The organism is Rathayibacter sp. AY2B7 (assembly GCF_002931635.1).
In the GTDB taxonomy this organism is placed as follows: Bacteria; Actinomycetota; Actinomycetes; order Actinomycetales; family Microbacteriaceae; genus Rathayibacter.
This window is the reverse complement of the sequence record NZ_PSUC01000101.1, coordinates 1-13,564: the sequence shown is the minus strand read 5'-3', so window position 1 is coordinate 13,564 and position 13,564 is coordinate 1. Positions and strand designations below refer to the sequence as shown.

Here is a 13,564-nt window from a genome sequence, read left to right as displayed (position 1 = left end):
CTGCGACTTCTTCCTCTCCGAGACCGCCGCACTGGCCGATGTGGTGCTCCCGGTGCCGCAGTGGGCGGAGGAGGAGGGCACGATGACCTCGCTCGAGGGCCGGGTGCTCCGCCGCCGCCGGGCGATCGACCCGCCGGCGGGAGTGCGCAGCGAGCTCTGGATCATGAGCGAACTGGCGCGCCGTCTCGACGCCCCCTCGAGCTGGTCGACCGTCCCCGCGGAGGTGTTCGACGAGCTGGCCCGCGCGTCCGCGGGAGGCGTGGCCGACTACTCCGGCCTCTCGCACGCCCTGCTCGACACCGGGATCGCCGCCCACTGGCCCTACCCCGCGGGCGGCACGGGGACGCCGCGCCTCTTCGCTGAGCGCTTCGGGCACCCCGACGGCCGGGCGCGCCTGGTCGCCGTCATCCCCGCCGTCCCCGTCGTCGTGGACCGCGGCGAGGAGCTGACCCTGGTGACCGGCCGCTACCTCCAGCAGTACCAGTCGGGCACCCAGACCCGGCGGGTCGCGGAGCTCGATGCGGCCCGCCCCGAGGCTCGGCTCGAGATCCACCCGGCGACCGCCTCGCGGCTCGGCGTCCGCGACGGAGCACCTGTGGCGATCGGGAACGCGCGCGGCGTGGTCCGCGCCCGCGCGAGCGTCACCGCGGACATCCGCCACGACACGGTGTTCCTGCCCTTCCACTACGCGGGTGAGCAGTGCGCGAACCTCCTCACCGAGGCCGTCGTGGACCCGGTGTCGTCGATGCCCGAGTTCAAGCGCACGCGGGTCTGGGTCCGCGCGGAAGGGACGGCACATGCCTGAGACACCTCCCGAGCGGATCGTCCTGATCGGCTATGGCCCCGTCGGCTCGCGCTTCGTCGAGGAGCTGCTGCCGGCCGTGCGGGCCGGTCTGGTCGCCCTGACGGTGGTCGGCGCCGAGAGCGACGACCCGTACAACCGTGTCCTGCTCGCGGAGTACGCCGTCGGCCGGGCGACCCGCGAGCGCCTCGACCTCGGCGACCGGACGGCGGCGGAGGCGGCGGGCGTCGTCCTGCGCCTGGGAGCGGCCGTCGTGGGGATCGACCGCGCGCGGAACGTCGTGCGGCTGCACGACGGCGAGCGGCTGCCCTACGACCGCGTCGTCCTGGCCACCGGCGCCCGGGCGAACGTGCCGACCCTCGCCGGGATGGAGCGGTCCCGACGCGAGCGGACGGTGCGCGCCGCCGATCCGGAGTCGCTCGACGCGGGCTCCCGGCCCCTCCCGGAGCGGGTGGTGGCGCTGCGCGACCTGGCCGACGCCCGGGTGGTCCGCGAGTCCGTGCGCTCCGGCGCGCGCCTCGTCGTGCTCGGGGCGGGAGTGCTCGGGATCGAGTTCGCCCTCGCGGCCGCCGAGCAGGGCGCGCAGGTGGTGGTGGTCTTCCACGGCGACATCCCGATGGCCCGCAATCTCGACGCGGGCGGGGGCCGGATGCTGGCCGCGGCCGCCCGCGCGGCCGGCGTCGAGATGGTGGCGCACGCCCGGTCCGAGAGCGTCCTGCTCGCGCACGACGACCGCGGCCGTGCGCACTTCCAGGCGCTCGTCTGCGCTGACGGCAAGCAGATCGAGGGGGATCTGCTGGTGCTCTCGTGCGGTGTCGGTGCGCGGGTCGAGCTGGCCGCGGGCGCGGAGCTCGCCGTCTCGACCGGGATCCTGGTCGATGAGCAGCTGCGCAGCTGGAGCGACCCGGACGTCTTCGCGATCGGCGACTGCGCGCACGTCGCCCCCCGCGGCTCGGCCCTGCCCGACGGCCGCGTGCCCGGCGGACCGAGCGGACTGATCGGTCCGGGATGGGAGCAGGCGGACCGGCTCGCAGCGCGGATCCGGGCGGAGGCGGAGGGCCGCTGCGGCGAGGAGCGCGTCCCCGACGCCCGACCGGCGGTCGTGATGCTGAAGGCCGAGGGCGTCGACCTCGTGGCAGGAGGCGACGTGGCCCCGGAGCCGTGGGACCCGCACCGCCCGGGCGAGGAGCACCTCGAGGTGACCCTGTGGGCGGACCCCGCCCGCGGCGGCTACGCCAAGCTCGTGACCGCGGGAGGAGTGCTGCGCGGGTTCGTCTCGGTGGGTCTGCCCCGGGTCGGCGCCGAGCTCAGCCTCCTCTTCGAGCGGGGCTCGGAGCTGCCGGCGGACCGGTCGAGCCTCCTGCGTCTGGACGCCCCGGATGCGGGCACCGCCGCGACCGGCGATCCGTTCGCCGCCGATGCCACGGTCTGCTGGTGCAACGGCGTGACGGCGGCGATGATCACCGATGCGGCTGCGGCGGGACACGGGACGGTCGCCTGCGTCGGGCGGGCGACCCGCGCCGGCACGGGCTGCGGCGGCTGCACCGGGCGCATCGCAGAGCTGCTCGCGCGGACGGCGGTCCCCGCCTGATCGCCGCGAGGACCGGGCCTCGCCGCCTCAGCGGTCGAGCGCCTCCGCGAGGCGCCGGGTGACCGCCCGCAGTTCGAGCTCGACCCCGCGGACGCGCTCGTCGAGAGCCGCCGCGGTGTCGGCGGCCTGCTCGGCGGCCGCCGCACCCGCCGCCTCGGACGAGGCGCGGTCGGCCGCGACCGACGCGCTGAGCTCGTCCAGCGCCGCCCGGAGGCCCGCCGACTCGTCGCGCAGCACGGAGACGTCGCCCTGCACCGCGCTCAGCTCGCCGCGGAGCCCGGCCATCTCGTCGCGCAGGGCCGCCGTCTCGGCGCGCAGCTCCTCCGTGCGCAGCCGCGCCTGCTCGAACCAGGGGGCGACCAGCCGGTGCACCGCGTCGCGGAGCACGACGCCGCCGCGGCCGAGCCGGGTGGGCGCGGAGCCGGGGTCCTGGAGGAAGTCGTGGTCAGTGGTCATCGTCGTGGTCCCGTCCGGAGAAGCGGCGGTGGAGCACGTCCATCGCCCGCAGATCCTTGTCCATGATGTCGGCCTCGAGGGTGGTGTCGGCGAGGCGGTCGGCGAGGCCCGGCCGGGAGCGGCGCTCGAGCGAGGCCTCGATCAGCTCGACGGAGCGCTCGAACGAGAGCGGTCCGCGCGCCGCGGCCCGGCCCCGCCGGCCGAGCGCCTCGAGGTCCACCGCCCCGCTCGCCACGTCCCGCATCGCCTCGAGGAGCGCCGGGGCGGAGCGGGTGATCTTGATGCAGTCGACCCCGTCGATGAGGAACTCCGCGACTCCGCTGGCCGCCGTCACGATCGGCACGGCGCCCGCCGCGGCCGCTTCGACCGGCGCGACGCCGAACGCCTCTCCGGCCCAGGTCGGGAAGAGGAACGCGTCGGCGCGCCCGTGCGCGGCGAGCACCTCGGCGTGCGGCGTCGCTCCGTGGAACTCGACCAGGCCGGCCAGGCCCGCCTCGTCCGCCCGGGCGCGCCAGCCGTCCACGTCTCCGTCGCCGTAGAGGTCCACGCGGAAGTCGCGGGTCTCCTCCGCGAGAGACGCCGCCGCCTCCAGCACCAGCCCGACGCCCTTGTGCTCGCCGAGCGACGCGGCGAACGTGAACCGGGTGGTCCCGCGTTCGCGGTAGCGCCGCGGCTCCGCGGTGTCGGGGGGAACGGACACTCCGCGCCCGATCACCTCGACCTCGCCCAGGCTCAGCCCGCCGGCCTCGATCGCGTCGACGAGCGAGCGGCTGACCGCGACGATCTCGCCGCGGTCGAAGTGGTCGGGAGCCTGGGCGCCGTAGACGCGGAGCACGCGCTCGGGCAGCCCGTCGACCAGGGCGTTCGGGATGCGGTCGCCGAGGTTCCACATCCACGGGGCCTCCACCGCCCGCAGCAGGTCGATGAGCGCGAGGCCGCCGATCCCGAGCAGGTTGAAGGCCACCACGTGGGTCGGCGCGAAGTCGCGCAGCTCCTCGAGCAGGATGCGGGTGTTCTCGAACCGCGAGACGGCGCTCTCGTGGTGCAGCAGCTGAGCGATCTCGCCGCCCGTCTGCGGCAGCGGGAAGTAGGTGCGCAGGCTCAGCGTGCGGTGCACCTCGACGCCCGAGGGCTCCGGCGGCAGGTAGGTCGGCGTGGTCAGCACGCGCACTATGTGGCCGCGGGCCGCCATCGCCTCCGCGACGCGCGCACAGGTCATCTCGTACCCGCCGAGCACCTGCGGCGGGTAGAGGTTGCTCACGAACAGCAGGCGCATCAGCGCACCTCCCCTCTCGCGGAGGCATCGGCCGCGATCCGCGCCGTCACCTCGGGTGTGTAGGCCGCGCGGGCCTGGCGGTCGTTGCCGCCGTCCCAGTAGTTGACGAGGTAGAGCCCGGACTGCTGCGTGCGCGGCACGAACGGGAACAGCTGGGCCCGGGGCTCGATCTGCGCGATCCGGTAGCCGGCGTCGACCGCGCGCACGTGCAGCCAGATGTCGTCGGCGTCCGGGGCGGTCTCGCGGAACGCGTCCCCGTGCGCGGCGATCTCGCCGAGGAGCGGGGCGGGCAGCAGCTGCCCGGAGACGGAGGTGCCGAAGACGTCGGTCGACGCGCGCGTGTCGGCGACCGGCGTCCAGCTCGTGTACGGAGCGACGGCGCCGTCGACGACCCCCACCCGGTGGGCGCGGTAGCAGAGCACGGTCTCGCGGGGGTAGCGCGAGCGGGCGTCGAGCAGGCCCCTCAGCCAGGTGCGCGGGTACACGATGTCGTCGTCGGAGGTGACGAGGTCGCGCTCCCCCGCCCGGCCCGAGAGCAGGTGCGGGTAGTACTTCGTGTGCACGCGGTAGCCGTCGACCAGGCGGATCTCGACGCCGCGGCGGCGGAGGCGGCGCAGCGGCGCGGGCAGGTCGGCGTGCAGGGCCGGGTCGTCGAGCCAGAGCACCAGGCGCGCGGGCCGGGCGTCGCCGCGGGCGATCGACTCGAGCGCCACGTGGACCCGCTGCAGCCGCTCGCCGTGCGTGGTCATCGTCACCACGACCTCGCCCGCCGGATCGACCGCGGAGCGGCGGGAGAATCGGTTGACCAGGTCGAGCAGCAGCAGCTCGCGCCGGAGCGCGGGCGAGGGGTGGTCGATCGGCCGGGCGGCGATCACGGCGGCGCGGCGCTCCGAGAGGCGCTGAGGGGCGGAGCGGACGACCCGGGCCGCGGAGCGCAGCCGCGTGCGGGGGCGGACACGACGGCCCAGCGCCGCGAGGCGCGTGCGGGGCCGGACGCGCCGGCCGACGGCGGCGAGAGCGGGATGCATCGGTCCAGGTTAGCCGGAGGCGCCCGGGCGCCCCGCGCCGGTCAGGGCTCGTCGACGACCGCGAAGGCCCGCACCGGGAAGGTTCCGAAGCCCCGCACCTTCGGCGGCACGGCGGTGAAGCGCGCCCCTGTCGCCGGCAGCCCGCCGAGGCCGGTGAGGTGCTCGACGACGTGCACTCCCGCGGCGAGGAGGGCCGAGTGCGCGGGCCGCGATCCGCCCGACTCCGTGTCGTCGATGTTCACCGAGTCGATGCCGACCAGCACCGCGCCGGCGGCGACGAGCGACTCCGCCGTCGCGCCGCTGAGGAAGGGGGCGCCCCTGCCGTACCCGGGCGTGGCGAAGTGCGCGTCCCAGCCGGTGCGGAGGAGGACGGCGGCGCCGCGGACGTCGAGTCCCGCGACCGCGTCCGCACTGATGCCCCGTCCGGTGGCTCCGGTCGCGTCGACCACGACGGCAGGCAGATCGACCAGCGTCTCGAGCCGGAGAGCGGCGAGATCGGCTCCGCCCTCGTAGCGGTGGAACGGGCTGTCGAGGTAGGTGCCCGTGTTCCCGATCATCTCGATGACGTCCATCGCGAACTCGGTGCCGGGCGCGTAGGAGGCGCGGGACGCCTCACGCGTGAGGTGCGGCCGGATGCGCGGAGCGGGCAGGCCCGGGTAGGTCACCAGCCCGTCCGCGACGGTGTGGCTGAGGTCGACGAAGCGGCGCGAGGAGGTCATGCGCCCGATCCTGGCAGGGGCCGAATCGGGCGCACCATCGAGATGCCGCCCCGCGGGGCGGCGTTCCCGCCTCTACTTCTTCGGCAGCGCCGCTGACAGGTCCGCGATCAGGTCGGACGAGTCCTCGAGGCCCACCGAGAGGCGCACCAGCGACTCCGAGACCTCCAGCGGCGTGCCCTTCACCGACGCGTGCGTCATCTCGCTCGGGTAGCCGATCAGCGACTCGACGCCGCCCAGCGACTCCGCGAGCTGGAACAGCTCGGTCGACTCGGCGAACTTCCGGGCCGCGCGCGGCGTCCCGAGCTCGAGCGAGAGCATCCCGCCGAACCGCGACATCTGGCGCTTCGCCAGCTCGTGGCCGGGGTGCGAGGGCAGGCCCGGGTAGTGCACGGCCGTCACCGCCGGGTGCTCGACGAGGAACTCGGCGACCGCCTGCGCGTTGACGGAGTGGCGCTCCATCCGCACCCCGAGGGTCTTGATGCCGCGGACCGTGAGCCATGCGTCCATCGGGCCCGAGATCGCTCCGACCGCGAACTGCAGGAACGCGATCTTCTCGGCCAGCGGCCCCGAGCGCAGGGCGAGCGCGCCGCCGACGACGTCCGAGTGGCCGCCGAGGTACTTCGTGGTCGAGTGCACGACCACGTCGGCACCGAGGGCCAGCGGCTGCTGCAGGGCGGAGGAGGCGAAGGTGTTGTCGACGACGACGATCAGATCGTGCGCGTGGGCCAGGTCGGCGAGCTCGGCGATGTCGCTGATGGTCATCAGCGGGTTCGACGGGGTCTCGACCCAGAGCATCTTCGTCTCGCCGGGGACGATCGCCCGCTGCACCTCGCGGAGGTTCGACATGTCGACGGCCGTGTTGCGCACGCCCCAGGCGCTGTGCACCCGGTCGATCAGGCGGTGGCTGCCGCCGTACGCGTCGTTGCCCAGGACGACGTGGTCGCCGGGCGCGAGGGCGGCGCGCAGCAGGGTGTCCTCGGCGGCGAGGCCGGAGGAGAAGGAGTAGGCGACGTCGGCGCCCTCGAGCGAGGCGATGAGCTCCTGGAGCGAGTCGCGCGTCGGGTTCGCCGAGCGGGCGTACTCGTAGCCGCCCCGGAGACCGCCGATGCCGTCCTGGACGAACGTGGAGGTCATGTAGACGGGCGGCACGACCGCGCCGGTGGTCGGATCGAACTCCTGGCCGGCGTGGATGGCGCGGGTGTCGAAGTGCTGCTTCTTGGGCATGGTGCGGGCTCCCTGGGTCGGAGGTGCGGAGGCGGCGGCCGTCAGGCCGTGGCGTAGGTGAGGAGGTCCTGTCGGGTGATCACCGCGACGGGCTTGCCCTCGTCGGTGACGAGGAGGGCGCTGCGCTCGGTGAGCGCGGCGCGGGCGGCGGTGATGCTCTCGCCGAGCCCGATCAGGGCGAGCGCGTCGCCCACGCAGTCGCCGAGCGGGTCGTTCATCGAGGCGGATCCGGCGAAGACGCGGTCGAGCAGCTCGCGCTCGTCGACGGCTCCGACGACCTCGCCCATCACGACGGGCGGCTCGGCGGTCAGCACCGGCAGCTGCGAGACGCCGTACTCGGTCATGATGCCGATCGCGTCGCGGATCGTGTCGGTCGGGTGCGCGTGCACGAGCGCCGGGAGGTCGGCCTGCCCGCTCGCCGCCCGCGCGCGGAGCACGTCGCGGACGGTGCCCTCGTCGCGCATCTCGAGGAAGCCGTAGGAGCGCATCCAGCGGTCGTTGAAGATCTTGCCGAGGTAGCCGCGCCCGCCGTCCGGCAGGAGCACGACGACGACGTCGTCCGGCCCGAGACCGGCGGCGGCCTTGAGCGCGACGGAGACGGCGAGCCCGCTCGATCCGCCGACGAGCAGCCCCTCCTCGCGGGCGAGGCGGCGGGTCATCGCGAACGACTCGGCGTCGCTGGAGGCGATGATCCGGTCGACGACGCTCGGGTCGTACGCGCTCGGCCAGAAGTCCTCGCCGACGCCCTCGGTCAGGTACGGGCGACCGCCGCCGCCCGAGTAGACGGAGCCCTCGGGGTCGGCGCCGACGATCTGCACGCGGCCCTCCGACACCTCCTTGAGGTAGCGGCCGACGCCGCTGATGGTGCCGCCCGTGCCGACTCCCGCGACGAAGTGGGTGAGCCGGCCGGCGGTGTCGCGCCAGATCTCGGGGCCCGTGGTCTCGTAGTGGCTGAGCGGTCCGTTGAGGTTCGCGTACTGGTTGGGCTTGAAGGCGCCGGGGATCTCGCGGGCGAGGCGGTCCGAGACGGAGTAGTAGGAGGCGGGGTCCTCCGGAGCGACGGCCGTCGGCGTCACGACGATCTCGGCCCCGTAGGCGGTGAGGACGTTGCGCTTGTCCTCCCCGACCTTGTCCGGCAGCACGAACACGCAGCGGTAGCCGCGCTGCTGCGCGACGAGGGCGAGGCCGATGCCGGTGTTGCCGCTGGTCGGCTCCACGATGGTGCCGCCGGGCTTCAGCAGCCCGTCGCGCTCGGCGGCGTCGATGATGCGGGTCGCGATGCGGTCCTTCGACGAGCCGCCGGGGTTCAGGTACTCGACCTTGACCAGCACGGTCGCCTGCACGCCCGCCGCGACCGGGCCCAGCTTCACCAGCGGGGTGTCGCCGATGAGGTCGAGGACCGAATCGGCGTAGGCCATCCCGGTCTCCGGGCGTGCGGGAAGGGCGCGATCCAGGCTCATCCCGCCAGCGTAGCAACCGGCTCCCGGCGTGTGACGGGGGTGGGCGGAGGCACAGGGAGCGGTCTCGGGAGGGGAGTGCCGCCGGTCGCGCCGGTGCCCTATCGTGGGGGTCCGCGAGCGCCGCCGTCGACCCGGAACGGACCCCGAATGACCTCACCGATCGCCGCACCGCCGCGGCGTCCGGCCGACATCCACCTCCTCCGCCTGCTCGGCCCGGCGCTGGTCGCCGGAGTCGCCTACCTCGACCCGGGCAACGTCGCCAGCAACATGACGGCCGGCGCCCGGTTCGGCTACCTCCTGGTCTGGGTGGTGGTGCTCGGCAACCTGATGGCCTGGCTCATCCAGTACCTCTCGGCGAAGCTCGGCCTGATGACCGGCCGCAGCCTCCCCGAGCTGCTCGGCGACCGCCTGCACGGCCGCTGGGGCCGCCGGGCCTACTGGCTGCAGGCCGAGACGGTCGCGATGGCGACCGACCTGGCCGAGGTGATCGGCGGCGCGATCGCGCTGAATCTGCTCTTCGGACTGCCGCTGCTGGCCGGCGGCGTGGTCACCGGCGCGGTCTCGCTGGTGCTGCTGCTCGTGCAGACGCGGGGCGGGGCGCAGCCGTTCGAGCGGGTGATCACGGCGCTGATGGTGCTGATCGCCGTCGGCTTCACGGTCGGCGTGGTCGTCGATCCGCCGGACGCGGGCGCGACCGTCACCGGTCTCGTGCCGCGCTTCGAGGGCTCGGAGTCGGTGCTGCTCGCCGCCTCGATCCTCGGCGCGACCGTCATGCCCCACGCGATCTACGCCCACTCCGCGCTCGCCCGCGACCGCTTCGGCCACGTCGAGGGCGTCGGCGCGCGCCGGAGGATCCTGGTCGCCACCCGGATCGACGTGACGATCGCCCTCGCCATCGCCGGCACCGTGAACCTCGCGATCCTGCTCCTCGCCGCGCACTCCCTCGCGGGAGTCGCCGGGACCGACAGCCTCGAGGGCGCCCACGCGGCCATCGGCGCGGCGCTCGGACCGGTGGTCGCGACCCTGTTCGCCGTCGGCCTGCTCGCCTCCGGCCTCGCCTCGACCTCGGTCGGCGCGTACGCGGGAGCCGAGATCATGCACGGTCTGCTCCAGGTGCGGGTGCCGCTCGTCGCCCGTCGTCTGGTCACGCTGATCCCGGCGCTCCTGGTGCTCGCGATCGGCTTCGACCCGACGCGCGCGCTGGTGCTCAGCCAGGTGGTCCTGTCGTTCGGCATCCCCTTCGCGCTCGTGCCGCTCGTGATCCTGACCCGCGACCGCCGCCTGATGGGCGACCAGACGAACCGCTGGTTCACCACCCTCGCCGCCGCCCTGGCCGCCGTCTTCCTCATCGTCCTGAACGGCCTGCTGCTCTGGCTCACCTTCGCCCCCTGAGCGGAGCGGCGGCGCGCCGTCCCACTCCTCCGCGGCCTCCTCTTCCGCTGATCGAGCAGCTCGCTCCGCGGGCGTGTCGAGATCTCCCCTGACCGCGCATTGATCCGATCCGAAGCCTCGCTCGTTATCCTCTGAGAGCGCCTCTCAGGCGCCTGCGCCCGCCACAGGCGCCTTCCGCCCTCAGAACGAGAGACGCCGCCGTGCCCAAAGACACGATGTCCGCCAAGAACCGCGCCCGACAGGAGAAGCTCGAGGCCTACAAGCGCGAGCAGGACCGCCGCAAGCGCGGCTCCCGCATCTGGATCTGGTCGCTGTCGGCCCTGGCCGTCCTCGCCGTCGGCGGCATCGTCGCGGTCACCGTCTTCGGGAACCAGCAGATCGTCGAGGCGCGCGAGATCGACGGCCTGCAGACCTTCGACAACGACGCCACCCACGTGGCCGGCGCCGTCGACTACCCGCAGACCCCGCCGGCGGGCGGCCCGCACAACGCCGTGTGGATGAACTGCGGCGTCTACGACGAGCCCGTCCCGAACGAGAACGCGGTGCACGACCTCGAGCACGGCGCCGTCTGGGCCACCTACGACCCCGAGCTCCCGCAGAGCGAGGTCGACGCGCTGATCGCCGCGATGCCCGACACCTACTCCGTCGTCTCGCCCTACGAGGGCCTCGAGTCGCCCATCGTGCTGAGCGCCTGGGACGCCCAGGTCGCGATCGACTCGCCCGAGGACCCCCGCATCGACGCCTTCGTCGAGCGCTTCTGGCAGTCCTCGAGCGCTCCGGAGCCCGGCGCCCCCTGCACCGGAGGGATCGATGCGCCCGGCAAGCAGTAGGGGCCGGATCCTCGTCGCCGCGGTCGCCGTGGTCGCGCTCCTCCTCGGGGCGGCCGGCGGCTACCTCTTCGGCGCGCTCGCCCCGTTCGCCTCCGCGGCGACGCCCTCGAGCGCCAGCGCCGAGGCGGGCTTCGCGCGCGACATGCAGGTTCACCACCTGCAAGGCGCCGAGCTGGCGATGATCGCCCGCGAGCGCAGCGCCGACGACGAGGTCCTCACCGTCTCGAAGGACATCCTGCTCACCCAGCAGCAGCAGGCCGGTCAGCTCTTCGGCTGGCTGAACTCGTGGGGCCTGCCGCAGGCTGCTCCGGAACCCTCGATGACCTGGATGGGCCGGCCGACCCTGGCCGGAGCCGCCGACGAGCACTCGTCGATGGGGATGGGGACCGAGGACGGCGTCGTGCCCGCGAGCATGCCCGGTCTCGCGACACCGGACCAGATCACCGCCCTCAGCAGCGCGTCGGGCCGCGACTTCGACCGGATGTTCCTCGAGCTGATGATCGCCCACCACCGCGGCGCGATCGACATGGCCGAGGCCCTGCTCGCCCGGAGCCGCGTGACGGTCGCCACCGACTTCGCCTCCTCCGTCGTGAAGGCCCAGGAGGCCGAGATCTCGCTGATGGAGCAGATGCTCGAGGACCGGCCGGCGGAGTGACCGCCTCCGGCACGCGCGATATCGGCTGAGAGTCGTGCGCCTCCCCCACCGGGGAGTGGCACGTGCTCTCCGCCCACGTCGTGCACGGGGCCCGGCGACTCAGACGGCGTCGGCTGCGAGTAGCCCCGCGAAGTCCGGCCGCCGATCCGCGGCTCAGCCCTGGAGGGCCGACTCCGTCTGCTGTGCGTAGAGCGAGGCGTAGAGGCCGCCGAGGCCGAGCAGCTCGCGGTGGGTGCCCGATTCGACGATCCGGCCGCCCTCGACGACGTGGATGACGTCGGCCGACACGATGGTCGAGAGCCGGTGGGCGATCGCGATGGTGGTGCGGCCGCGGGCGGCGTCGTCGAGCGCGGTCTGGACGATCCGCTCCGAGACGGTGTCGAGGGCGCTGGTCGCCTCGTCGAGGATGAGGACCGCCGGGTCCTTCAGCAGGACGCGCGCGATCGCGAGCCGCTGCTTCTCGCCTCCGGAGAGCCGGTAGCCGCGCTCGCCGACCAGGGTGTCGTAGCCGTCGGGGAACGACGTGATCGTCGCGTGGATGTTCGCGGCGCGGGCGGCCGCCTCCAGATCCTCCTGCGTCGCGTCGGGGCGGGCGTAGCGGAGGTTGTCGCCGATCGTCGCGTGGAAGAGGTAGGTCTCCTGGCTGACGATGCCGATGTGCGCCACGAGCGACTCCTGCCGCAGCTCGCGCACGTCGGTGCCGGCGAAGCGCACCGCTCCCCCGGCCACGTCGTAGAGGCGCGGGACGAGGTACGAGATGGTGGTCTTGCCCGCGCCGGAGGGACCGACGAAGGCGACGAACTGGCCCGGCTCTATCGCGACCGAGACGTGGTCGAGCGTCGGGCGCGCGTCCTCCGTCTGGTCGGGGTAGCGGAACACGACGTCGTCGAGCTCGACCCGGCCGAGCTCGCCCGAGACCTCGCGTGCATCTGCCCTGTCCGTGATCGCCGGGCGCAGGTCCAGGTACTCGAAGATGCGGGCGAACAGCGCTCCGGCCGTCTGCAGGTCGAGCGCGACGCGCATCAGGCCCAGGAGCGGCCACATCAGGCGCGCCTGCACGGTGGTGAAGGCCACGACGGTCCCGGCGGTGACGGTGGTGCCGCCGAGGATCAGCCAGGCGGCCACGAGGTAGACGATCACGGGGATGACCGAGAGGAAGATCTGCACCATCGCGAAGAACCACTGGCCGGACATCTGCTGCCGCACCTGGAGCTCGATCTGGCGGCCGTTCTCGTCGGCGTAGCGCGTCACCTCCGACTCCTGGCGGCCGAAGCTCTTGGCCAGGAGGATGCCCGAGACGCTCAGGGTCTCCTGCGTGATCGCGGTCATCTCGGACAGCGACTCCTGCGTCTTCGTCGCGATGCGCGCCCTCACCTGGCCGACGCGGCGCTGGGCCACGACGAGCACCGGAGTGAGGACGAGGGCGACGATCGTCATCTGCCACGAGAGCAGCAGCATCGCGACGACGGCCGCGATCACGGTGACGGTGTTGCCGAGCACGCTCGAGACGGTGTTCGTGAGCACGTTGGCCACGCCGCCCACGTCGTTGGCGAGGCGCGACTGGATGACGCCGGTGCGGGTGCGGGTGAAGAAGCCGAGCTCCATCGCCTGCAGGTGGCGGAAGAGGCGGATGCGCAGCTCCCCCATGACCGTGTTGCCGACGGTCGCGGTGAGGTAGGTCTGCCAGACGCCGAGGATCGCCGAGAACGCCCAGACCAGCACCATGACGCCGACCAGCTCGAGCAGCACGGGGAGGTTCGGGCGTCCGCCGGGCGGGAAGAGCCCGCGGTCGAAGGCCAGCTGGGTGAGGAGCGGCGGCACCACCGTGAGGGCGGCGCCGACGAGCACGAGGATCACGGTGAGCGTGAGCTTGGGGCGGTGGTCGCGGAAGAGTCCCGCGATGCGCCGGAGCAGGTCGTCGACCTTCGGAGCCGCCGCGTTGATCTCCCTCTGGCTGTCCGGATCGCTGCTCGAGATCCTCCCGCCGCGCGCCCCTCCGCGCATCCCGCCGCCTGCCGCGACGTCACCCATCCTGCTCACGGCCGGCGCGTTCATCTCGATCATCGTGCCGCTCATCGTGTTCTTCTCCCTCCAGAGGTTCTTCGTCCGCGGCCTCCTCGCCGGCGCCACC

At 73.7% G+C, this 13,564-nt stretch carries 12 protein-coding genes and 1 pseudogene; 6 read left to right on the top strand and 7 right to left on the bottom strand.

Annotation, left to right across the window (positions count from 1 at the left end; all coding sequences use genetic code 11):
- Positions 1 to 805, top strand: an 805-nt coding sequence (locus C5C27_RS14205) for a molybdopterin oxidoreductase family protein (protein WP_181133549.1), incomplete at its 5' end; no start/stop codon positions are given.
- Positions 798 to 2,393, top strand: a complete 1,596-nt coding sequence (locus tag C5C27_RS14200; protein WP_104238255.1) for an NAD(P)/FAD-dependent oxidoreductase — start codon at positions 798 to 800, stop codon at positions 2,391 to 2,393. The genes C5C27_RS14205 and C5C27_RS14200, both read left to right, overlap by 8 nt.
- 27 nt (positions 2,394 to 2,420) lie before the next feature.
- On the opposite strand, the gene C5C27_RS14195 is transcribed toward C5C27_RS14200, so the two are convergent.
- The 6 genes from C5C27_RS14195 to C5C27_RS14170 form a co-directional block, all read right to left on the bottom strand.
- Positions 2,421 to 2,849, bottom strand: a complete 429-nt coding sequence (locus tag C5C27_RS14195) for a hypothetical protein (protein WP_104314728.1) — start codon at positions 2,847 to 2,849, stop codon at positions 2,421 to 2,423.
- Positions 2,839 to 4,125: a glycosyltransferase gene (locus tag C5C27_RS14190; protein ID WP_104314727.1), complete on the bottom strand. Its 1,287-nt coding sequence runs from the start codon at positions 4,123 to 4,125 to the stop codon at positions 2,839 to 2,841. The genes C5C27_RS14195 and C5C27_RS14190 overlap by 11 nt, the downstream gene beginning before the upstream one ends.
- Positions 4,125 to 5,153 (bottom strand): glycosyltransferase, encoded by a 1,029-nt coding sequence (locus C5C27_RS14185; RefSeq protein WP_104314726.1) that lies wholly within the window; start codon positions 5,151 to 5,153, stop codon positions 4,125 to 4,127. The genes C5C27_RS14190 and C5C27_RS14185 overlap by 1 nt, the downstream gene beginning before the upstream one ends.
- 41 nt (positions 5,154 to 5,194) lie before the next feature.
- A complete protein-coding gene (locus tag C5C27_RS14180; protein WP_104314725.1) occupies positions 5,195 to 5,872 on the bottom strand; it encodes a cyclase family protein in 678 nt (225 codons plus the stop codon).
- A gap of 72 nt (positions 5,873 to 5,944) precedes the next feature.
- The gene (locus C5C27_RS14175) at positions 5,945 to 7,096 is read right to left on the bottom strand and encodes a cystathionine gamma-synthase (protein ID WP_104238260.1); all 1,152 of its coding nucleotides are present in this window, start codon (positions 7,094 to 7,096) and stop codon (positions 5,945 to 5,947) included.
- 41 nt (positions 7,097 to 7,137) lie between these two features.
- The gene (locus tag C5C27_RS14170) at positions 7,138 to 8,514 is read right to left on the bottom strand and encodes a cystathionine beta-synthase (protein ID WP_104227178.1); all 1,377 of its coding nucleotides are present in this window, start codon (positions 8,512 to 8,514) and stop codon (positions 7,138 to 7,140) included.
- A 189-nt stretch (positions 8,515 to 8,703) separates the two neighbouring features.
- Between C5C27_RS14170 and C5C27_RS14165 the strand changes: the two genes are divergently transcribed.
- The 3 genes from C5C27_RS14165 to C5C27_RS14155 all read left to right on the top strand — a co-directional run bounded on the left by C5C27_RS14165 (position 8,704) and on the right by C5C27_RS14155 (position 11,433).
- Complete coding sequence (locus C5C27_RS14165) at positions 8,704 to 9,948, top strand: Nramp family divalent metal transporter (protein WP_104314724.1); 1,245 nt, start codon at positions 8,704 to 8,706, stop codon at positions 9,946 to 9,948.
- 200 nt (positions 9,949 to 10,148) lie between these two features.
- On the top strand, positions 10,149 to 10,778 hold the full coding sequence (locus tag C5C27_RS14160) for a DUF3105 domain-containing protein (RefSeq protein ID WP_244230507.1): 630 nt from the start codon (positions 10,149 to 10,151) through the stop codon (positions 10,776 to 10,778).
- Positions 10,759 to 11,433 (top strand): DUF305 domain-containing protein, encoded by a 675-nt coding sequence (locus C5C27_RS14155; protein WP_104224341.1) that lies wholly within the window; start codon positions 10,759 to 10,761, stop codon positions 11,431 to 11,433. Before C5C27_RS14160 ends, C5C27_RS14155 begins: the two co-directional genes overlap by 20 nt.
- Positions 11,434 to 11,586: 153 nt before the next feature.
- On the opposite strand, the gene C5C27_RS14150 is transcribed toward C5C27_RS14155, so the two are convergent.
- Positions 11,587 to 13,464 carry an ABC transporter ATP-binding protein gene (locus C5C27_RS14150; RefSeq protein WP_104314729.1) on the bottom strand — a complete coding sequence of 626 codons (1,878 nt, stop codon included), beginning with the start codon at positions 13,462 to 13,464 and terminating at the stop codon, positions 11,587 to 11,589.
- 1 nt (position 13,465) lies between these two features.
- Between C5C27_RS14150 and C5C27_RS18620 the strand changes: the two are divergent.
- Positions 13,466 to 13,564, top strand: a pseudogene (locus C5C27_RS18620) (carbohydrate ABC transporter permease); the annotation flags it as partial.